This is a genomic window from Ruegeria sp. CK3, from assembly GCF_056536565.1.
On record NZ_JBQFPV010000008.1, the window covers coordinates 261,135 to 281,282 of the forward strand.

General features: G+C 59.6%; 23 protein-coding genes, 1 tRNA gene and 1 pseudogene. 15 read left to right on the top strand and 10 right to left on the bottom strand.

Going from position 1 to position 20,148, the window contains the following annotated elements; all coding sequences use genetic code 11:
• Window positions 1–57: 57 nt before the first annotated feature.
• From ACR0C3_RS14080 to ACR0C3_RS14095, 4 genes and pseudogenes are all read right to left on the bottom strand, one after another.
• Window positions 58–918: a D-amino-acid transaminase gene (locus ACR0C3_RS14080; protein WP_480758995.1), complete on the bottom strand. Its 861-nt coding sequence runs from the start codon at window positions 916–918 to the stop codon at window positions 58–60.
• Between the two features lie 10 nt (window positions 919–928).
• Window positions 929–1,894, bottom strand: coding sequence for an N-acetyl-D-Glu racemase DgcA (gene dgcA, locus ACR0C3_RS14085; protein WP_480758997.1), 966 nt, complete (start codon window positions 1,892–1,894; stop codon window positions 929–931).
• 66 nt (window positions 1,895–1,960) lie between these two features.
• Window positions 1,961–2,963 (bottom strand): annotated as a pseudogene (dgcN, locus tag ACR0C3_RS14090) (N-acetyltransferase DgcN).
• A gap of 30 nt (window positions 2,964–2,993) precedes the next feature.
• Window positions 2,994–3,164, bottom strand: coding sequence for a hypothetical protein (locus ACR0C3_RS14095; protein WP_480758998.1), 171 nt, complete (start codon window positions 3,162–3,164; stop codon window positions 2,994–2,996).
• Between the two features lie 95 nt (window positions 3,165–3,259).
• On the opposite strand from ACR0C3_RS14095, the gene ACR0C3_RS14100 reads away from it, so the two are divergent.
• Entirely contained in the window at window positions 3,260–4,222 is a 963-nt protein-coding gene (locus ACR0C3_RS14100) for an L-malyl-CoA/beta-methylmalyl-CoA lyase (protein WP_480759000.1), read from the top strand.
• Window positions 4,223–4,276: 54 nt separating this feature from the next.
• Here the strand turns inward: ACR0C3_RS14100 and ACR0C3_RS14105 are convergent, their stop codons facing one another.
• Window positions 4,277–4,855, bottom strand: a complete 579-nt coding sequence (locus ACR0C3_RS14105) for a PA14 domain-containing protein (protein ID WP_170377622.1) — start codon at window positions 4,853–4,855, stop codon at window positions 4,277–4,279.
• A 107-nt stretch (window positions 4,856–4,962) separates the two neighbouring features.
• Window positions 4,963–5,415, bottom strand: coding sequence for an Lrp/AsnC family transcriptional regulator (locus tag ACR0C3_RS14110; protein WP_480759001.1), 453 nt, complete (start codon window positions 5,413–5,415; stop codon window positions 4,963–4,965).
• Window positions 5,416–5,488: 73 nt separating this feature from the next.
• Between ACR0C3_RS14110 and ACR0C3_RS14115 the strand changes: the two genes are divergently transcribed.
• Window positions 5,489–6,085 (top strand): LysE family translocator, encoded by a 597-nt coding sequence (locus tag ACR0C3_RS14115; protein WP_170640523.1) that lies wholly within the window; start codon window positions 5,489–5,491, stop codon window positions 6,083–6,085.
• Here ACR0C3_RS14115 and ACR0C3_RS14120 read toward each other — a convergent pair whose 3' ends face one another.
• Complete coding sequence (locus ACR0C3_RS14120) at window positions 6,086–6,919, bottom strand: AraC family transcriptional regulator (RefSeq protein ID WP_480759002.1); 834 nt, start codon at window positions 6,917–6,919, stop codon at window positions 6,086–6,088.
• A gap of 123 nt (window positions 6,920–7,042) precedes the next feature.
• On the opposite strand from ACR0C3_RS14120, the gene ACR0C3_RS14125 reads away from it, so the two are divergent.
• Window positions 7,043–8,005 (top strand): acetyl-CoA carboxylase carboxyltransferase subunit alpha, encoded by a 963-nt coding sequence (locus ACR0C3_RS14125; RefSeq protein WP_170659867.1) that lies wholly within the window; start codon window positions 7,043–7,045, stop codon window positions 8,003–8,005.
• 4 nt (window positions 8,006–8,009) lie between these two features.
• On the opposite strand, the gene ACR0C3_RS14130 is transcribed toward ACR0C3_RS14125, so the two are convergent.
• The 3 genes from ACR0C3_RS14130 to ACR0C3_RS14140 all read right to left on the bottom strand — a co-directional run bounded on the left by ACR0C3_RS14130 (window position 8,010) and on the right by ACR0C3_RS14140 (window position 10,724).
• A complete protein-coding gene (locus tag ACR0C3_RS14130; protein ID WP_480759004.1) occupies window positions 8,010–9,140 on the bottom strand; it encodes a lytic murein transglycosylase in 1,131 nt (376 codons plus the stop codon).
• A 210-nt stretch (window positions 9,141–9,350) separates the two neighbouring features.
• Window positions 9,351–9,998, bottom strand: a complete 648-nt coding sequence (locus ACR0C3_RS14135) for a GntR family transcriptional regulator (RefSeq protein ID WP_170377611.1) — start codon at window positions 9,996–9,998, stop codon at window positions 9,351–9,353.
• A 30-nt stretch (window positions 9,999–10,028) separates the two neighbouring features.
• Window positions 10,029–10,724: a M48 family metallopeptidase gene (locus tag ACR0C3_RS14140; RefSeq protein WP_480525424.1), complete on the bottom strand. Its 696-nt coding sequence runs from the start codon at window positions 10,722–10,724 to the stop codon at window positions 10,029–10,031.
• A gap of 100 nt (window positions 10,725–10,824) precedes the next feature.
• Here ACR0C3_RS14140 and ACR0C3_RS14145 point away from each other — a divergent pair, with 100 nt between their 5' ends.
• From ACR0C3_RS14145 to ACR0C3_RS14200, 12 genes are all read left to right on the top strand, one after another.
• Window positions 10,825–11,151, top strand: coding sequence for a TIGR02300 family protein (locus tag ACR0C3_RS14145; protein ID WP_170377607.1), 327 nt, complete (start codon window positions 10,825–10,827; stop codon window positions 11,149–11,151).
• A 140-nt stretch (window positions 11,152–11,291) separates the two neighbouring features.
• Window positions 11,292–11,367 (top strand) — tRNA-Ala (locus ACR0C3_RS14150).
• Window positions 11,368–11,601: 234 nt separating this feature from the next.
• Entirely contained in the window at window positions 11,602–12,288 is a 687-nt protein-coding gene (locus tag ACR0C3_RS14155; RefSeq protein WP_170377604.1) for a haloacid dehalogenase type II, read from the top strand.
• Window positions 12,288–13,115: an alpha/beta fold hydrolase gene (locus tag ACR0C3_RS14160; RefSeq protein WP_480759006.1), complete on the top strand. Its 828-nt coding sequence runs from the start codon at window positions 12,288–12,290 to the stop codon at window positions 13,113–13,115. The genes ACR0C3_RS14155 and ACR0C3_RS14160 overlap by 1 nt, the downstream gene beginning before the upstream one ends.
• A complete protein-coding gene (locus ACR0C3_RS14165) occupies window positions 13,112–14,086 on the top strand; it encodes a threonine ammonia-lyase (protein WP_480759007.1) in 975 nt (324 codons plus the stop codon). Before ACR0C3_RS14160 ends, ACR0C3_RS14165 begins: the two co-directional genes overlap by 4 nt.
• A gap of 55 nt (window positions 14,087–14,141) precedes the next feature.
• Window positions 14,142–14,930, top strand: coding sequence for a 3-oxoadipate enol-lactonase (pcaD, locus tag ACR0C3_RS14170; RefSeq protein WP_480759009.1), 789 nt, complete (start codon window positions 14,142–14,144; stop codon window positions 14,928–14,930).
• Between the two features lie 11 nt (window positions 14,931–14,941).
• Window positions 14,942–15,655, top strand: a complete 714-nt coding sequence (locus ACR0C3_RS14175; RefSeq protein WP_480563345.1) for an alpha/beta fold hydrolase — start codon at window positions 14,942–14,944, stop codon at window positions 15,653–15,655.
• Between the two features lie 97 nt (window positions 15,656–15,752).
• The gene (locus ACR0C3_RS14180) at window positions 15,753–16,952 is read left to right on the top strand and encodes a TCR/Tet family MFS transporter (protein ID WP_480759010.1); all 1,200 of its coding nucleotides are present in this window, start codon (window positions 15,753–15,755) and stop codon (window positions 16,950–16,952) included.
• Window positions 16,953–17,033: 81 nt separating this feature from the next.
• On the top strand, window positions 17,034–18,125 hold the full coding sequence (locus tag ACR0C3_RS14185; protein WP_480759012.1) for a Zn-dependent alcohol dehydrogenase: 1,092 nt from the start codon (window positions 17,034–17,036) through the stop codon (window positions 18,123–18,125).
• Between the two features lie 4 nt (window positions 18,126–18,129).
• On the top strand, window positions 18,130–18,498 hold the full coding sequence (locus ACR0C3_RS14190) for a hypothetical protein (RefSeq protein WP_480759013.1): 369 nt from the start codon (window positions 18,130–18,132) through the stop codon (window positions 18,496–18,498).
• A gap of 1 nt (window position 18,499) precedes the next feature.
• Window positions 18,500–19,732, top strand: coding sequence for a mandelate racemase/muconate lactonizing enzyme family protein (locus ACR0C3_RS14195; RefSeq protein ID WP_480759015.1), 1,233 nt, complete (start codon window positions 18,500–18,502; stop codon window positions 19,730–19,732).
• A 112-nt stretch (window positions 19,733–19,844) separates the two neighbouring features.
• Window positions 19,845–20,132 (top strand): ArsR/SmtB family transcription factor, encoded by a 288-nt coding sequence (locus tag ACR0C3_RS14200; RefSeq protein WP_170555798.1) that lies wholly within the window; start codon window positions 19,845–19,847, stop codon window positions 20,130–20,132.
• Window positions 20,133–20,148 lie beyond the last annotated feature (16 nt).

The window sequence follows — 20,148 nt, forward strand, 5'->3', positions numbered from 1 at the left end:
CGGCCAACCAATGTGTATTATTCAGAACCTTACCCAAAAGGCCCTGATCCAGCGCGCTTAAATGGCTGCCTTGCGGCTTTCGTCCAGATAGATCTCGCGCAGACGTTTGGCGATTGGGCCAGGGGTGCCATCTCCCAGCGCCACGCCGTCAATCTCAACCACTGGCATGACAAAGGCGCTGGCCGAGGTGGTAAAGGCCTCATCCGCCTCTTTCGCCTCGTCGATAGTGAACAGGCGTTCCTCGACCTCCATCTGCGCTTCGGCAGCCATGCGTAGAACGGCCTTGCGGGTGATACCGTGCAGGATCTCATTCGACAGTGGGCGGGTGACGATCTTGCCGTTCTTTACGAAATAGGCATTGTTGCTGGTGCCCTCGGTAACATGACCGTCTTCGATCATCCACGCATCATCACACCCGGCAGCCTTGGCCATCATCTTGCCCATCGACGGGTAGAGCAGTTGCACGGTTTTGATGTCACGGCGTCCCCAGCGGATATCCTCGATCGAGATGATCTTGGCGCCCTTTTGCGCCGCAGGGCTATCCGCCAGACCTGGCTTGTTCTGTGTGAACAGAACCAGTGTGGGCTTGGTGCCGGCGGAGGGGAACACAAAATCCCGGTCCCCATCGCTACCGCGCGAGACCTGCAGATAGACCAGACCTTCGTCAATCTGGTTCAACTCGACCAGCTTGCGGTGGATATCCAGCAGTTCATCCTTGGTACAAGGCTCAGCCATCTGCAGCTCGTCCAAAGAACGTTTCAGGCGCACCGCGTGGCCTTCAAAGTCGATCAGCTTGCCATCTAGAACACTGGTCACCTCATAGACGGCATCTGCCATCAGGAAACCACGGTCAAAGATGGATACCTTGGCCTCTGTTTCGGGCAGATATTCGCCATTCACGTAAACGGTGCGGGTCATGTCACTCTCCTCAGCCCCAAAGTTCCGCACTTGGCGGATGCACTCCGGCGTCATCAAAAATAAGCGGGTTGGTGCGGTCTTCGGCCAACAGAAGCGGGCCGTCAAGGTCTGTCACCATCGCACCCTGCGCCAGCAATGTCGCAGGGGCCATGGCCAGAGAGCTGCCGACCATGCAGCCGACCATGACTTTGTAGCCCTCAGCCAACGCCGCCTCGCGCAGCAGCAAAGCCTCAGTCAGACCGCCGGTCTTGTCGAGCTTGATGTTCACCACATCATATTTGCCCTTCAGTTTGGGCAGGCTGGTCCGGTCATGGCAGGATTCGTCAGCACAGACAGGCACCGGACGTTCCATGCCAATCAGCGCGTCATCCTCGCCTGCGGGCAAGGGTTGTTCGACCAGTTCCACGCCCAACCGCACCAGATGAGGCGCCAGATCTGCATAAACCTCAGCCGACCAACCTTCGTTGGCATCAACAATGATCTTGGATTTCCGCGCGCCCGTGCGCACGGCCTCCAACCGGGGCATGTCGTCCGGGGTGCCCAGTTTGATCTTCAATAGCGGCCGATGCGCGTTTTCTGCCGCCTGCTTCTTCATCGCCTCAGGCGTCGCCAAAGACAGGGTATAAGCGGTGATTTCAGGCCCCGGAACCGGCAGACCGGCCAGGTCCCAAGCACGTTTGCCCGCACGCTTGCACTCCAAATCCCAAAGAGCGCAGTCCACAGCGTTCCGCGCGGCCCCGGCGGGCAGCAGCTCCATCAGCGATTGCCGCGTGAATTCGGCAGGCAGCGCCGCGATTTCAGCCTCGACCGACTCGAGCGTCTCGTCATAGCGCGCATAAGGCACGCATTCGCCCCAGCCCTGATGGGTTCCGTCCGAGAGTCGAACCGTCAGAACCTTTGCTTCGGTCCGCGACCCGCGCGAGATGGTAAACACCTGCGCCAGCCGAAACACATCACGAGAGACCTCAACCTGCACGCGCCTGCTCCTTCATCTTTTCAAAAATACGCCCGCCGGAGGCGATCCTCCGGCGGGTTTCTTTGATCACAGAGCGGACAGAGCATCCACCAGTTTTCCGGCACCAAAGCGGTAAGGGTCAGTGGTGGGCAGGCCCATCTCTTCCTCGACCTTGGCCAGATAGGCCTTGGCCTCGTCCTCGCTCAGGTGCTGAGTGTTGACCGAGACGCCTGCAACCTGGCAGGCCGGGTTGCCAACCCGTGCAAGCGGCAGGGCCGTGTCGCGCAGCTGCTGCAGCGTCGGCAGCGAATACTCGGGCAGGCCGCGCATATGGGTCCGGGTCGGCTCATGGCACAGGATCAGCGCATCGGGTTGACCGCCATGGACCAGCGCCATCGTGACGCCCGAATATGACACGTGATACAAAGAGCCCTGCCCCTCAATGTGATCCCAGTGATCGTCATCATTGTCGGGCGTCAGGTATTCGACCGCACCCGCCATGAAGTCCGCAACAACCGCGTCGAGCGGTACACCTTGGCCGGTGATTAGAATACCGGTCTGGCCCGTGGCGCGGAAGGTGGACTTCATGCCGCGCTTGCGCATCTCGGCATCCATCGACATCGCCGTATACATCTTGCCCGCCGAGCAATCGGTGCCAACAGCCAGGCAACGCTTGCCGCTGCGTTTCTTGCCGTTTGCGATGGGGTATCCAACGGTCGGCACCCGCACATCGTGCAGGGTGCAGCCGTGGGTCTGGGCGGCCGCGACCAGATCGCCTTCGTCCCGCAAAAGGTTGTGCAGGCCCGACGCGATGTCATAGCCCATTTCGAGCGCCTCGATCAGAACGATTTTCCAGGCCTCGCTGATCACGCCGCCGCGGTTGGCGACACCGATAACCAGCGTCTTCGCGCCGGCCTCTTTGGCCTCGGCCAAAGTCATGTCGGTCATACCCAGATCGGCCTTGCAACCCTCCATGCGGTACTGGCCCACAGCGTTTTCCGGACGCCAGTCACGGATGCCGATGGCAACTTTAGCGGCCAACTGGTCAGGCGCATCGCCCAAAAAACAACAGATACGGTGTCTCGATCATTGCGTCGCACTCCTTTGATTCCGCGCCAAACTAACGAACCACGTGAACGAGCGTTTCGCGAATTTTCACTACATACATCCCCTCACCAATAATTTTTCGCGCATTTTGATGTCTGATCGCAAAATTCTTCGAAGTTTTTAAACTGAACAATCTTTCAGCACCCGCAAACTGCGCCATGCGCAAGAAATGCTGCGCACGCATTGCCGCATCCGCACAATGACCCTTGCGCCGCATTGCGCAATTTAATATCCCGAACGAGAACCAAAACGTAACTTCATTACTCTTGCGAGGTCCCGATGAGTTTCCGCATCCAACCCGCCGCTCCGGCGCGACCAAACCGTTGCCAGTTGTTCGGCCCAGGCTCGAACACAAAGCTGTTCCCGAAGATGTCGGCCTCTGCTGCGGATGTGATCAACCTGGACCTTGAGGATTCGGTTGCACCCTCTGACAAGGACGTCGCCCGCGCTAATGTCATCGAGGCGCTGAAAACCGTCGATTGGGGCAACAAATACATGTCCGTGCGTATCAACGGGCTGGATACGCCCTATTGGTACCGCGATGTGGTGGACGTTCTGGAACAGGCCGGAGAGCGCCTCGACCAGATCATGATCCCCAAGGTCGGCTGCGCAGCAGATGTCTACGCCGTAGACGCTCTGGTCACCGCAATTGAGCGCGCCAAGGGTCGGAGCAAGCCGATCTCGTTTGAAGTTATCATCGAATCCGCGGCTGGCATTGCCCATGTCGAGGAAATTGCAGCCTCATCGCCCCGGATGCAGGCGATGAGCTTGGGTGCTGCGGATTTCGCCGCTTCCATGGGCATGCAAACCACCGGGATCGGCGGCACGCAAGAGAACTACTACATGCTACGCGAAGGTGAAAAGCATTGGTCAGACCCATGGCATTGGGCGCAAGCGGCCATCGTCGCCGCGTGCCGCACCCATGGCGTTCTGCCGGTCGATGGACCCTTTGGTGACTTCAGCGACGATGAGGGCTATATCGCACAAGCCAAACGCTCGGCCACTTTGGGTATGGTCGGCAAATGGGCGATTCACCCCAAACAGATCGCTCTGGCCAATCAGGTCTTCACACCGTCGGATGAGGCTGTCTCCGAGGCGCGCGAAATCCTGGCCGCGATGGAACAGGCCAAAGCCAATGGTGAAGGCGCGACAGTCTACAAAGGCCGTCTGGTCGACATCGCGTCGATCAAGCAGGCCGAGGTCATCGTGGCGCAATCCGTGCTGATCGCTGCGAACGGCTAAAGCAAAAAATTAAAGAGCGCCAATTTGGCGCTCTTCCTACTGCAGTTACTGCTTTCAGCGGCCGAATGCGCTATCAGGCGTCCAAGTAAAGTCTTCGCCCTGCTTGCCCCATTTCATCATCAAACAAGAGGTGCCGAGCTTCTGGAAGTAGACGATGTGAAGTGGATACCATCCGGCTTTCGGAACCTCGACTTCGGTTCTTTGGTTGGCCTCGCAACCCTGAATGCCCCTAACAAACCCGATTTGCTGCCCTCCGACAAATGCCTCGAGCCCATCATTGGACCATGTTTCAAGCTCATAAATGCCAGGGGAATCAAAGCGAATGTAGCCGTTGATATCAGCCACGACGTTGACGGATTCCCCGAAAGTCAGAACAGGGTCACCCTTGTTAGTGTCTCGGTAGTCTAATCCAAGCAGAGGTGTGCCGACTTCGGCATTAGGCAGTAAGGACTTGGCGTGGCTCAGATCGCGAATTTTGCGCTGCGTTCCGTTCCATGCATATTTCACATTGAGGCCGGATTGCACATTGCCAGGTTGCGGGTTAGCCGGTTCCAGCTTGAGCGGCGCCGCCCCGACGTGTCCAGCAAGAATGGTTAGCGCGGACGCGATCAACCCAATTTGAAGATGGTTCATAGTGGTCTCCCAGTATACGCGCCCATTTTGTCTTGGGCGTCTTTGCCAAAGACCCTAAGACCTGAGCTTTTACCTCGCAAGGGTGTGATGCCAGCGCGAAAGGCAAGCTACGCTCTCAAATCCTTCGGCGAACCCATGACCACATATGACGTGATCGACGTGACATGGGGCAGTGTTCCCAGCACGTCGGTGTGAAAAATCTTATACGATGGAAGGTCCGCGCATTCCACGCGCAAAAGATATTCGATCGTACCGGTGATATTGTGGCATTCCACCACCTCGGGTGCGCGCTGTAGGGCCCGTTCAAAGCCTTCCTGAGCGGCCTTTGTATGCTCTCCTAGACCGACGCCGATATACGCAACAAACCCTTTCCCTAGCGCAGCCGGATCGAGAACAGCGCGGTATCCGGTGATGACTCCGGCCTTCTCCAATTCTTGCACACGGCGCAAACAGGCCGAGGGAGATAGCCCGACACGATCCGCAAGCTCAAGATTGCTGATGCGCCCATCCGTTGAGAGTTCACGCAATATTCCGCGGTTTATTCGATCCATTTTAGTCATTAGTTGTCAAACTAGATCATTCACGCACAATAACGCAATTTCATTTGCGCCATTTGGGGTAAATATCCCCCGCATGACCTACGACATCCTTCTGGCCCTGATCGCCTTTGCCTTCGTCTCGTCCATTACACCGGGACCGAACAACTTGATGCTGATGGCATCTGGCGCCAATTTCGGCTTTCGGCGTACGATTCCGCATATGTTGGGTATCGGGCTTGGCTTCACCTTCATGGTGCTGCTGGTTGGTGCAGGTTTGGTTCAGGTGTTCAACCAATACCCGGTCAGCTACACGGTACTGAAGGCGGCCTCGGTCGCGTATCTGTTGTATCTGGCGTGGAAGATCGCGCATGCCGCACCGGCTGAGAAAGGCGCTGACGTAGGCACGCCGATGAGCTTTCTACAGGCCGCCGCCTTTCAATGGGTCAATCCAAAGGCCTGGGCGATGGCGCTGACCGCGACAACGGCTTATGCGCCAGGGCAGACCCTCAATGTCATCATCATCGTCGCGCTTGTGTTCGGAGCGGTCAACTTGCCCTCGGTCAGCACCTGGACGGTTCTGGGGCAACAAATGGCGCGGCTCCTGACGAATCCGCGCCGGTTGGTGGTGTTCAACTGGACAATGGCAGCCCTGCTTGTGGCCTCACTCTATCCGGTATTGTGGCCGAGCTGATCACTTCAGCGGCAGGCAGATCTCGGTCAACAGATCCTCGGGCGCAGTTTCGCGCGGATCGTTGAGGTAGATCTCATAGCAGGGTTGATCTGCTGGCTCTTTCCCTGATTCAGGCAACCAATTCCCGAACAGACTGTGGTAGGCGGCCTCTAGGCCAGAATAGGGTCCTTTGTAGGTCAGCACCGCCGTCTTTCCCCCGGCGATCTGCACGTCCTCCATCCCATCAGGGGTGCCTTCCCCACGAAATTCGGCCCCGGCATAGCTGCGCAACTGATCCTCTGGCACCTCATCGGGGCTGTCAAAGTAGATACCAACCACAGGGCCAACCTGCGGCCAAAGTTGACGGGATTCGCACAGTGCGCCGAACGCTTCAAAGCTCTTGCCAATTTCGGAATATGCGCCTTTGTGCGGCAGAGCGATCACGCGGCGGGCGGGTTCGGTTCGGGTGGTCACGGGATGCATCGGATATCCTCCGGTTTTGAAGTTTGGATGGGCTGGCAGAAACTGACCGGCCTTGCGAAAGGCCGCGGGGCTACTACCATAGGCCTCGGTAAAGGCCCGGATGAAAGAGTTCGGGTTGGGGTAGCCAACGGAATGCGCAACCTGTGAAACCGAGGTACCTGACCGGACCAGTTGGACCGCCGCACGGTGCAACCTGATCCGTCGCACCGCCTGAGCGCAGGTTTCGCCTGTCAATGCGCGGAACACGCGGTGCCAATGAAACCGCGACATCGCGGCGACATCAGCCAGCGCATCCAGTGACAAATCCCCATCGGGGTGTTCGTGGATATAGGTCAGCACCCGCAGGATGCGGTCCTCGTAACTGGTTGCCATCTGGCATCCCTTCCTTCTCTCTGCCCAATCGTGGTCGCATAATCGGCTCTCACAAATCTTGCTGAGTTGCATCCCAAGCGACCACGCGTCATATAGCAGGGAACTTCCGCGTTGAGAGGCGTCATGACCCAGTATCTGGATTTCGAAAAACCGCTGGCCGAGATCGAAGGCAAAGCAGAAGAGCTGCGCGCCCTGGCCCGCGCAAATGAAGAGATGGATGTGGCCGAAGAAGCCTCAGCTCTGGACGCAAAAGCCGCCAAGCTGCTGGATGAGCTGTATGCCGATCTGACCCCTTGGCGGAAATGTCAGGTCGCACGTCACCCCGAGCGGCCTCATTGTCAGGATTATGTCAAAGAGCTTTTTACCGAGTTCACTCCGCTGGCCGGGGATCGCAACTTTGCCGACGATCTGGCTGTGATCGGCGGGTTGGCGCGGTTCAACGACCAGCCGGTGATGGTGATCGGCCATGAAAAAGGTTCGGATACCAAGTCGCGGATCGAGCGGAATTTCGGCATGGCCCGCCCTGAAGGCTACCGCAAAGCCGTCCGCCTGATGGAGATGGCCGGGCGGTTTGGTCTGCCGGTCGTGACCCTGATCGACACCGCAGGGGCCTACCCCGGCAAGGGCGCAGAGGAGCGCGGTCAGTCCGAAGCGATTGCCCGGTCGACCGAGATGTGCCTGAAAATCGGAGTGCCTCTGGTTTCGGTCATCATCGGTGAAGGTGGCTCTGGCGGGGCTGTGGCCTTTGCCACCGCGAACCGCGTCGCGATGCTGGAGCATTCAGTCTATTCGGTGATCTCTCCCGAAGGCTGTGCCTCGATTCTTTGGAAAGACGCCGAGAAGATGCGTGAGGCCGCCGAGGCACTGCGCCTGACCGCGCAGGACCTTTACAATTTGGGTGTCTGCGATCGCATCATCACCGAACCAAAAGGCGGCGCCCATCGCGATCGTCCGGCTGCAATTGAATCGGTCCGTTCCGCCATTGCGGCTATGCTGAAAGAGCTGGACGGTAAGGATGCGGCGGCCCTGATCAAGGATCGCCGTCAGAAGTTCCTGGATATCGGCTCAAAAGGGCTGGCGGCGTAAACCGTCAGCCGCCCAACCGGCGCAACAGCTCAACCGAAGGCTTGCCGGTGACCGGCAGACCGTTTGCGCGCTGATAGCCACTAATCGCGGCTTCGGATTTCTTGCCGATCACGCCGTCCGCGCCTTCTGTATCGAACCCGGCCGAAGTCAGGCGGCGTTGCAACTCTTTGCGATCTTCCAGTGTGAGCCCTGTTTCATCCGGTCCGAACGATGCCTTGAACGGCGCGCCGCCGGCGATCCTGTCGGAAAGATGGCCCACGCCGATCGCGTAGCTGTCCGAGTTGTTATAGCGTTTGATCACGTTGAAATTGCGGAACACGGCGATCTTTGGGCCGGGAACCTGCGGCTGCAAGACCGCGACGGGCGTGCCGGAAACGGTGCCGACCTCTCCGCCCCAGGGCTGACCACGCACCCAACCCGCGCGCGACAGATAGGCAGCGGTTGAAGCCAGTGAGTCCGACGGATCCTCGGACCAGATATCGCGTCGCCCATCACCGGTGAAATCGACCGCATAAGCCAGATACGAGGTCGGAATGAACTGCGTATGCCCCATCGCGCCCGCCCAGCTGCCGGTCATGTTGTCCGCCGAGGTGTCGCCCGCCTGAATAATCTGTAAGGCCGCGATCAATTGCTTTTCGAAAAACGCACCGCGCCGCCCGTCATAGGCCAAGGTCGAGGTTGCCGAGATCACCGGCACATCACCGCGGCGCGCGCCATAGCGGCTTTCCAGCCCCCATACGGCCACGACGACCTCTTTGTCGACGCCATATTGCGCCTCGATCTGCGACAGAACACCGTTATGGCGTTGCAGCATCTTTTTACCGGTACTGATCCGCTCATCCGAGGCAGCGATGGCCAAATAGTCCTCAAGCGAGCGTTTGAACTCGACCTGATTGCGGTCCCGTTCGATCACGCCGGGCAGATAGCCTGCCCCCTGAAAAGCGCGGTTCAGCGTGGATTGTGAGATGCCCTGTGAGGAAGCGCGGGATTTGAAACCCGCCACCCAGGCATCGTAACCCGCATTGGAAACAGGCTGCATTCGGGATGCAGGCGCGCGCGCCGGAATGGTCGCATCACTGCACGCCGCCAAAAACGCCGCACCGAGGCCGAGTGAAAAACTGCGTCTATTGATCATGACTGAAATCTGCTCTGGTTTGTGATTTGCTTTAGCGTAGCGCAGTCCGTGCGCGCAAACCAGAAAGACCGGTCACAGTGACCGCCAAAAAGGCCGTTCGGCAATTGGCCGCCTAGAGCATTTTGCGTTTCACTTTAGGTAAGACCATCGAAATGCGCGTCGACCGTGGGGAGAAGCAGCGTATTTCGATTCAAATCAAACGCAAACGATCTAGCTAACCAGCAACCGCAAGCCTTGTGTCACGTCCGAGCGGACCGCGAGGCGCAGGCCCGGCTCGTCCCCCGCCTTCAGCGCGGCAATGATTAGCTTGTGATAATGCGGCGGCTCGGTGCGCCGCAAACGGCCATAAAGCGCACGCATGGTAGGGCCAAGCTGAAGCCAAACAGTTTCCGCCATGGCCAGCATCGCAGGCGCCTGCGCACGCAGGTAGAGCGTCCGATGAAATTCCAGGTTCGTTCGGATATAGCCCACCGCGTCGCGCTTGGTCACCATCTCGGCGACATTCATATTTATGCTCTGCAACCGGTCGATCAGCGCCATATGCGCGCGAGGCAAAGCACGGCTGGCCAACTCAACCTCCAGCAGCGCCCTTAGGGCTGCCAGCTCTTCTATCCGGTCATTTGTCAGCTCGGGCGTCGAGACGCGCCCCGATGACGACAAAAATAAAGCCCCTTCAGCCGCCAGTCGGCGCACCGCTTCGCGCGCCGGCGTCATCGAGACGCCGAATTCCTTGCCGATTCCCCTGAGGGTCAAAGCCTCGCCCGGCGCAATCTCTCCGTGCAGGATGCGCGATCTCAGGGTGCGATAGACCCGATCATGCGTTGCGATGCTCGAGTCTGTGGGCCGTGTCGTTATCATGGCCTCATGTGATCACAAAATTCGGTGACGTCAACTCGCTGGCCCGTCAAATCGGAAGCGATGTAACACGGCTCCGTTGTCCCTCAACCAGCGACGCGGTGTATCATAGGGACCGAAAATACGCTCCACCTGCGCCCAGAAAGCCGGCGAGTGGTTCATCTCCGCCAGATGCGCCACCTCATGCGCAGCGACATAGTGCAGAACTTCGGGCGGAGCCAAAATCAAGCGCCACGAGAACATCAACCCGCCGTGGGAACTGCACGACCCCCAGCGCGACCGCGTGTCCCGCATTGACAGGGTCGTGTAGGACCGGCCCAGAATGGCGGCGTAGTCATCACAGGCCTCGCTCAAACGATCCCGCGCAAGTTCTTTGAGGAAGCGGGCCAATCGACGCCCCTCAGCCCCTGCCGGGACAGCCACCTTGTCCGCGCCCAACTGAACGCGCCGACCGGTTGCCGGGACGATTCGGCGTTCAACGCCTTCGACAGGGATCAGGCCGCCGACGCGTACGTCTTCCCTCTCGGGCTGACCCGCCAGGTTCTGGCGGATCCAATCTTCCTTGCTACGCGCGAAGTTCAACGCCTCGACCTCGGGCACGCCGTTTGGATAAGTCAGGGTAACTCGTCCGTCCAATTGGGAAATCCGCAGACTGATCCGTCGCGCCCGCGCGGATTTGCGCAGCGTCAGCGGCACTGGCGGCCTGCCCGGCAAAGCGTGTTCCCCCATATCCCGTCCTCTTCCGCGCAAAGGCTTTGACAGCACCCGCCGCCTGTGGCAGGTGAACTGAATCTTTTAGACGACTCACCTGATATCAAGGGGATTTGACATGCCCAAGGAAGAATGGGGCGTAAAGCGCGTTTGTCCGACCACCGGTAAGCGGTTTTATGACCTGAACAAAGACCCGATCGTCAGCCCCTACACGGGCGAGATCGTGGAACTTGAAACCGGCAAGAGCCGGATGATCGCCGCCGATGCCGAAGATGCGGCAACCAAGAAAGCGCGCGAAAACGCATCCGAGGATGATCTGGTTCTGGATGATGACGACAATGTCGACGTCGATCTGGATGACGATCTGCTGGACGATGATGACGACGGCAATGATGATGTTTCGCTCGACGACATCAAGGACATGTCGTCGGAAGACGAAAACTGATCCGATATAGGGGCGGCCACTGGCCGCCCTTTTTCGTTGTGCAAAGCCGCGCAGAGTTTTTCGCAGAATTCAAATTTTGCTCTTGCACTCGTGCGCGCTGTCTCATAAACGTCCGCCCACTGCCTCGGCAGTACTTGGAAGGGGCCTTAGCTCAGTTGGGAGAGCGCTTGCATGGCATGCAAGAGGTCAGGGGTTCGACTCCCCTAGGCTCCACCAAATCTCAGATCATTGTCGGATTGGTTTTGCTTCCTTGAGCGACAGGGGATGAGCACGTCTCGTTAGCATTGAGACTGCCGGAAGAAATGCCTGGTCTCTCGCATCGGCAAAAGTGCAAACTGCTACTGGCACTGCGCCTGACTATCCCGCGCCTGACAAAATGTTGTTGGACCTTGGCTCTTTCCTGCACCGCCCTCTTGTGCCACCTTGCGCCAGAAAAAGTGGAGAGAGCAGATGGCAATCACGACCTGTGTATTTGACGCCTATGGCACATTGTTCGATGTAGCCGCTGCGGCACGTCAAGCCGCTGCCGAGCCGGGCTTTGAGGCTCTCCGCGATACATGGCCGGATTTGGCAAATCACTGGCGGCTGAAGCAATTGCAATACACATGGCTGCGCGCCGTCGCAGACGCTCATTGCGATTTCTGGGATGTCACACAAGACGGGTTGGACTGGGCGCTCGAGGCGACGGGGCTGCAAGGGGACGGCAAACTGCGCCAACGGCTGCTGGATTTGTATTGGGAGCTGCGCGCCTATCCCGAGGTGCCCCAGATGCTGCAGGCCCTGAAACAGGGCGGGTTGCAGACGGCGATTCTGTCGAACGGGTCGCCTCCCATGTTGGATGGCGCGGTGCAATCGGCCGGTATTGGCGATGTTTTGGACGATGTGCTGTCGGTCGAAAGCGTCGGTATCTTCAAACCCCACGCCAAGGTCTATGATCTTGTGCAGGGCCGGTTCGGATGTGCCCGCGATGAGGTTCTGTTCGTCAGTTCCAACGGTTGGGACGCTGCCGGGGCAAGCGGATACGGCTTTGTTACCGCATGGGTCAATCGCGCTGGCGAACCGATGGATCGACTGCCGTGGAAACCGGCGCATGTTCTGTCTGACCTGACCTCAATCCCCGAACTGGCCGGGCTGTAATGGGTGAATTCAAAACGTCTGACGGGATTCGGCTGCACTATGAGGATAGTGGCGCTGGCGTTCCTCTTCTTTGTCTGGCCGGACTGACGCGCAACGGGCGCGATTTCTCGCTTCTCGCACCGCATATGGACGATACCCGCCTGATCACATTGGATGCGCGGGGGCGCGGGCAGTCGGATCATGATCCGAACCACGCGAACTACAACGTCCTGCGCGAAACTCAGGATGTCGTCGAGCTGCTGGACCATCTGGACCTTGACCGAGTGGTGGTTTTGGGCACGTCGCGCGGCGGGATGGTTGCGATGACGCTCGCGACACTGCAGCCGGACCGGCTGGCAGGCGTGATCCTCAATGACGTGGGTCCAGTGATCGAACCCACAGGTATCGCTCGGATCATGGATTACGTGGGCGTAGCACCCAACTCCAAGACTTTTGACGAGGCCGCCGCCGTCCTGAAGGCAGTGATGGAGCCGTATTTCCCCGGAGTCCCCTTGGAAACTTGGCGCATACAGGCCGAGAACCAGTATCAGGAGACGCCGGAGGGGCTGGCCTTGCGCTATGATCCGGCCCTTCGCACGGCCCTGGTGGAGCAAGCCGCAGTTGGCGCTGTGCCGGACCTATGGCCCTTCTTTGAGGCGCTAAAGGGCATTCCGACGGGCGTTCTGCGCGGCGCAAACTCGGACATCCTGAGCCAAGAAACACTGAAACAGATGCAGACCCGCCACCCGGGCCTGATCACGGCTGAAGTCCCGGATCGCGGCCATGTACCCTTTCTGGACGAGCCGCAATCCCTCACCGTTATTCGCAAGATTCTGGACCAAGCATGAGTACACTAGAGCTGATCGAAGCCGCCGCCCATCGGCTGAAAGGGCATGTTCGGGAGACGCCCCTTCTGACCTCACCCTTTCTGGACGAAATCGCCGGGCGGCGGGTGTGGGTCAAACCCGAATGCCTGCAACACACCGGCAGCTTCAAATTCCGCGGCGCGTGGTCGGCCATCTCGGCGTTGAGCGAGGCGGAAAGACAGCGCGGTGTGATCGCCTATTCCTCGGGCAATCATGCGCAGGGGGTGGCCTTGGCGGCGGCGAAGCACGGAATCTCCTCGGTCATCATCATGCCTTCGGACGCGCCGCAGCTGAAGATCGACAACACGCGTGCCTTGGGCGGTGAAGTTGTTCTGTACGACCGAGCCACGGAAAGCCGCGAAGAGATTGGCAATGCGCTGGCCTCAGAACGCGGACTGACCCTGATCCGCCCCTACGACGAACCCCAAGTCATCGCAGGGCAAGGCACTGCCGGGCTCGAGATCGCGCGCCAAGCCAAAGCCGCAGGCGTGAGCAATGCCGACGTTCTGGTCTGTTGCGGCGGCGGCGGTCTAACGTCGGGCATCGCGCTCGCGCTTGAGGCGCACGCCCCTGGCCTGTGCGCACGTCCGTGCGAGCCAGACGGGTTCGACGACGTCAAGCGCTCGCTGGAGGCGGGGCAGATCCAAGGCAATCCTGCAACTGCCGGCAATATCTGTGACGCAATCCTTACCCCGCAACCGGGTGACATTACCTTTCCAATCCTCAACCGCCTCTGCGGCCCCGGCCTATCCGTGACCGAGGACGAGGCACTGCACGCCATGGCGCTGGCCTTCTTGCGCCTCAAGATCGTGTTGGAGCCGGGCGGCGCAGTGTCGCTGGCCTCGGCCCTCTTCCGCAATGACCAGATTGAAGGGGATGACGTGATCGTTGTCGCCTCGGGCGGAAATGTTGATCCCGGCGTCTTTGCGCGTGCGTTGGAATTCCTGACCTGACACCCATATCGGGTTTGTGCAATCTGCACGCACAGGCCGAGCAAGGAACAAAAGCATGACGATCGCTGATCTGGGTGGCGTTCAGCTAAACTACCGGATTGATGGCGCACCAGACGGTGCGCCCATCGTGTTTGCAAACTCGCTGGGCACCAATCTGCACCTGTGGGACGATGTGCTACCACATCTGCCAGACGGGCTTCGGATCATTCGCTATGACAAGCGGGGGCACGGACAATCCTCGGTCCCGCCTGCGCCTTACGCCATGGGCGCGCTGATCAGGGATGCCGAGGCGCTGCTGGATCACCTCGAAATCCGGGATTGCGTCTTCGTTGGCTTGTCGATTGGTGGTATGATTGGCCAAGGGCTGGCGGTGAAACGGATGGATCAGGTCCGGGCGCTGGTACTGTCGAACACCGCTGCCAAGATCGGGATGCCGAAAATCTGGCAGGATCGGATGGAGGCCGTCCGCAGCGGCGGGATCAAGGCGCTTGCCGATGCGACGATGGAGCGGTGGTTCTCGCGCGATTTTCGAGCCGCCAACCAGCACCTCGCATGGCGCGAGATGATGGTCAGCCAACCGGCCGAAGGGTATCTGGGCTGTTGTGCCGCCATTGCGGGCACCGATTTTTACACGCCGACCAGCGGCCTGCGCCTGCCCACCCTTGGGATCGCGGGCAGTGAGGACGGCTCGACCCCGCCGGATCTGGTACGCGAAACGGTGGACCTGATCCCCGGCTCGCGGTTCGAATTGATGCGCCGGGTGGGCCACCTGCCCTGCGTCGAAAAACCCGCTGAATACGCTGCCCTGTTGCGGCAATTTCTGACCGAGATCGGTCACATCTGAAGGAGCGTCCCTTGGCCGAATTTCTATTGGTCCATGGATCCTGTCACGGCGCCTGGTGCTGGCGCGACCTGATACCCGAGCTCGAAGCGTTCGGCCACATCGCTCGTGCCATCGACATGCCCAGCCACGGCTCGGACCCGACACCAATCTGCGATGTCACGCTAGAGAGCTGCCGAGACGCCGTGCTCGCGGCCTCAACACCAGACGCGATTCTCGTCGGGCATTCCTGGGGCGGCTACCCGATCAGCGCCGCAGCCGAGGCCCACCCGAACGCCATGCGCGCCCTGATCTATCTTTGCGCCTATGTCCCGCAGGACGGATTGTCTCTGGTCGACATGCGAAGACGTGGTCCGGTGCAAACCATTGGCGATGCGGTCGACAAATCCACCGATGGGCTATCCTATACCGTGCATCCCGACCGCGTTCAGGACCTGTTCTATCATGATTGCACGCCCGAGATCCTGCCCTATGCATTCGCCCGGCTCTGCCCGCAGGCCATCAAGCCGCAAGACACACCGCTTTCATTGGGGGATCACTTTGACCAGGTCCCAAAGGCCTATATCCGCACCACCGAAGACCACACTATCCCTCCGGCCTATCAGAAAGACATGAGCGAGCGAATTCCAGCACATCTGCGGCGGGATATCGACAGCTCACACTCTCCGTTCTTTTCGCACCCGCGCCATCTGGCGCAGATATTGGATGAGCTGTCGGACAAGCTGTAACTGACTGACGAGACGTCATCCTGGGTGGCTACACAGCGCCCTTCCCTCATCCCGCTGGCCCCTCTAGTGTGAGCGATGGGTCATATAGCCGGGTTCCATGCGTCTGCCATTTGTCTTTGTTCTTCTGACCGTCATGATTGACGCGATGGGTATCGGCCTTGTGATGCCGATCATGCCGCAACTGATCGTCGAGGTGCAGGGTGGAACGCTCGCCGACGCCGCCCTTTGGGGAGGCATCCTCAGCACGGCCTTTGCCGCCATGCAGTTCGTGTTCGGGCCTATTCTGGGCAACTTGTCAGACGCCTATGGCCGTCGGCGTGTCTTGCTGGTCTCGTTGTTTGTGATGGCTTTGGACTATGTGGTCATGGCCATCGCGGGCAGCATCTGGTTGCTTTTGATCGGTCGTCTTGTGGGCGGGATCACAGCCGCAACCCACGCGACAGCGGCTGCCTTCATGGCAGATGTCTCGAAACCCGAAGACAAAGCCGCCAATTTTGGCCTGCTCGGCGCGGCCTTCGGCATGGGATTTGTTCTGGGCCCTGTGGTGGGTGGGCTGCTTGCCGAATACGGAACGCGCGCGCCTTTCTGGGCGGCTGCAGCACTTTCAGCCCTCTCATTCGGCTTGGGACTGATGGTCATGCCCGAAACGGTCACAGACAAAACCCGCCGTGCCTTCAACTTGCGACGCGCCAACCCCGTCAACGCGCTTAAGGCCATCGCCGCCCTGCCCGGAGTTCGCCCCCTACTGTGGGTTTATTTCCTCTACTCGGTGTCCATCTACGTCTACCCTGCGATCTGGTCCTATTTCACGACCGAGCGTTTCGGGTGGTCGCCGCAGATGATCGGGCTGTCTCTCGGCGTTTATGGCATCGGCATGGCCGCCGTTCAGGGCGGGCTAATCCGACCCGCGACACGTCATCTTGGGGAACGCATGACCATCATCTGCGGCATGGGTTTTGAAGTTATCAGCTTTGCCCTACTGGCCTTCCTGACCAATGGCACTATCGCCCTGATGCTGATCCCGATCACCGCCTTGGGCGCGGTGATCACGCCCGCCCTGCAGGCGCTGACCTCGCGCGCGACGCCGGACTCGCAACAGGGTGAACTTCAGGGCGTCCTGACGTCTCTGCATGCTTTGTCGATGGTGATCTCGCCTCTGTTGATGACCAGCGTGTTTGCGTGGTTCATCCGGCCTGACACGTCACTCTACCTGCCCGGAGCACCGTTCCTCCTGGCACTGGTCCTTATGGCCGCCGGGTTTTTCCTGTTTCTGCGCGCTAGGCCTGCCGTGGCGTAATACCGACATACTCGTGACGGTTTCTGTCTTGCGAGATGCCAATTCCCACGCCACCGTAAACCAAACGAAGCGAGGGACGACATGCAAACCATCAAAGCCGCCGTATGCCGGGCGTTCGAGGAACCTCTGACCATAGAAGAGGTCCAACTGGCCGCCCCCGGCACTGGCGAAGTCGAGGTATCACTGGACGCGGTGGCCATTTGCCATTCGGACATCTCATATGCCGACGGTGCATGGGGCGGATTTCTGCCCGCTGTCTATGGACATGAGGCCGCCGGGGTGGTCAGCGCAGTTGGTGAGGCCGCAGGGGATTTCAAACTGGGCGACTCGGTGGTCGTGACACTGATCCGGGCCTGCGGCTCTTGCCCTTCATGTGCAGGTGGCAAACCTACGATCTGCGAAACCCCCTATGACACGGTCAAAGGGCCTTTGCGCACGGGCGACGGAGGGCCTTTGGAACAGGCGATGGCCTGCGGGGCCTTCGCCGAGAAAGTCGTCGTCAGCCACCGACAGATCGTTCGGATACCCGAAAGCCTACCCAAAGACCTCGCCAGCCTGTTGTCCTGTGGTGTGATCACCGGGGTCGGCGCAGCGGTGAACGCCGCAGGTTTGCGCCCCGGGCAAGACGTAGTGGTGATTGGCGCGGGCGGCGTGGGCCTTAACGCCATCCAAGGCGCTCGGATCGCTGGCGCGCGCCGTATCGTTGCGGTCGACATGACCGAAGAAAAGCTTGAGATCGCCAAGCAGTTCGGTGCCACCCATGGCGTTCTCGCCAGTCTGAAAGAGCCATGGAAAGCTGCTTACAAAGCGCTGGGCGGCCGCGGCGCAGATGCAGTTCTGATCACCGTTGGCGCGATCCCTGCCTATGATCAGGCCCCACGGTATCTGGGTCTGGGCGGCAAAGCCGTGATGATCGGCATGCCGCATTCCGGGGACGAAGCCAGCTATGAGCCGGTGATCCTCGCCGCGCTGGGGCAGGGTCTGGTTGGGTCAAAGATGGGCGACGTGGTCATCCAGCGCGACATCCCCTGGATGATCGACCTCTATGAACAGGGGCGGCTGAAGCTGGACGAATTGGTCTCGGGCCGGTGGTCACTGGAACAGATCAATGAGGCGATTGCCGATACCAAAACCGGATCTGCCAAGCGCAACGTGATCCTCTTCGACAGGTAGGCCGATGCTGCGTTTCCTGACCGATCTCTTCAAACCCGAGGCGGCGAAACCTGCGCCGTCCACCTCGGAGACGTCATTGAATTTTGATCTGGCAGAGGTACCGCCCTTCCTGACCGGCCTCGCCAACAATCCCCGGTTTGGGCTGCCCGAAGCTCTGGTCACCCAGATCGCGGAGAACCTGTCGAAATTGCCCGTGGACCAAAGCAGCCGCTGGCAGATCGAGGGCAGTTTCGACGGCAAACCAGCGCTGATCGAAATTCAGGCCTTCATGGACGATGTCGATGCCCCGGACATGGCGTTCTTTGGCAGCGCCGAGGTGGTGGCCGAGATTGACCGCGAACTCATTGCCTTTGACCAAGCACGAGAGGGCTAGGATGAAACTGCAAGACCTCGATATCATCGTCACGGCCCCGCCAGCCCCAGGATGGGGCGGTCGCTATTGGAATTTGGTCAAGCTGACTACGGATACCGGCATCACCGGCTGGGGCGAATGCTATGCCTCGTCCATCGGACCCGACGCTATGCGCCATGTGATCCGCGACGTTTTTGACCGCCACATGCAGGGCGAGAATCCGGAAAACATCGAGTTGATGTTTCGTCGCGCCTATTCATCGGGTTTTACGCAGCGCCCGGACCTGACTGTGATGGGAGCGTTCTCGGGGCTTGAGATCGCGTGCTGGGACATTCTGGGCAAAGACCGCGACCGCCCGGTCTATGCTCTGTTGGGCGGCAAGATGAATGACCGCATTCGCGCCTATACCTACCTCTACCCCCTGCCCCAGCATAACCTGACCGACTTCTGGACATCGCCCGAACAGGCGGCTGAGGCTGCGGCAGATGCGGTCCGTCGGGGCTATACCGCCGTCAAGTTCGACCCCGCCGGTCCCTATACGATCCGGGGCGGGCACATGCCTGCGATGTCCGATATCTCTCTGTCCGTTGCGTTTTGCAAAGCGATCCGCGAGGCGGTGGGCGACAAGGCCGATTTGCTGTTTGGGACCCATGGCCAGTTCAACACTGCAGGCGCTATCCGCTTGGGTCAGGCGCTTGAACCATACTCTCCGCTTTGGTTCGAAGAACCCACCCCGCCCGACAATATCGAGGACATGGCCCGCGTCGCCCGCAACGTCCGCACACCTGTCGCGACCGGAGAACGCATGACCACCAAAGCCGAATTTGGCGCGGTTCTGCGCGCGGGCGCGGCTGAGATCTTGCAACCGGCTTTGGGGCGTGCAGGCGGCATTTGGGAAATGAAGAAAGTCGCTGCGATGGCCGAAGTGTTCAACGCGCAAATGGCCCCGCATCTTTATGCCGGGCCGGTGGAGTGGGCTGCGAATATCCATCTGGCGGCCTCTATCCCGAACCTGTTGCTACTGGAAACCATTGAAACGCCATTCCATGACCAGTTGATCAAGGGCTCTATCCGGGTTGAGCAAGGGTTCGTGACCCCTCCAACTACCGCCGGACTTGGAATTGAAGTGGACGAAGATCTGGCTCGCGCGCATCCTTACAAAGGCGACGGGCTTCACCTTCAGATGCAGGAAGAACCGTGCGATTATGCCAATGGCAACGCCTTTCAGGGTGGGGCTCCCGCATCTGAGGGGTGACATTATAACGTTTCTTAGGGCATAATGTCAGAAGACTTAGTTGAAGAACGGTTGACCGGTGACACTGAAAGACAGCACCACTCAAGCCCCGGCATCGGACGGATTGGCGGAAATGAAAGACAACGCAGCCCGTGCCGCCGCGTTTCTGAAAACGCTCGCGCATGAGGGCCGCCTGATGATCCTGTGCCACCTCGGAGACGGTGAGAAGTCGGTGGGAGAGCTGGAGGCGCTTTTACAAATCCGGCAAGCCGCCGTCAGCCAGATGCTAGCCCGTCTGCGCGAGGACGGTTTGGTCTCGACCCGGCGCGCCGGAAAAACGGTGTTTTACTCGCTTGAGGATGGCAACACGAAACAGGTGATCGAGTTGCTCTATCAACTGTTCTGCAAGCCGAAAGACTGACAGAGAAGCGTTCCGG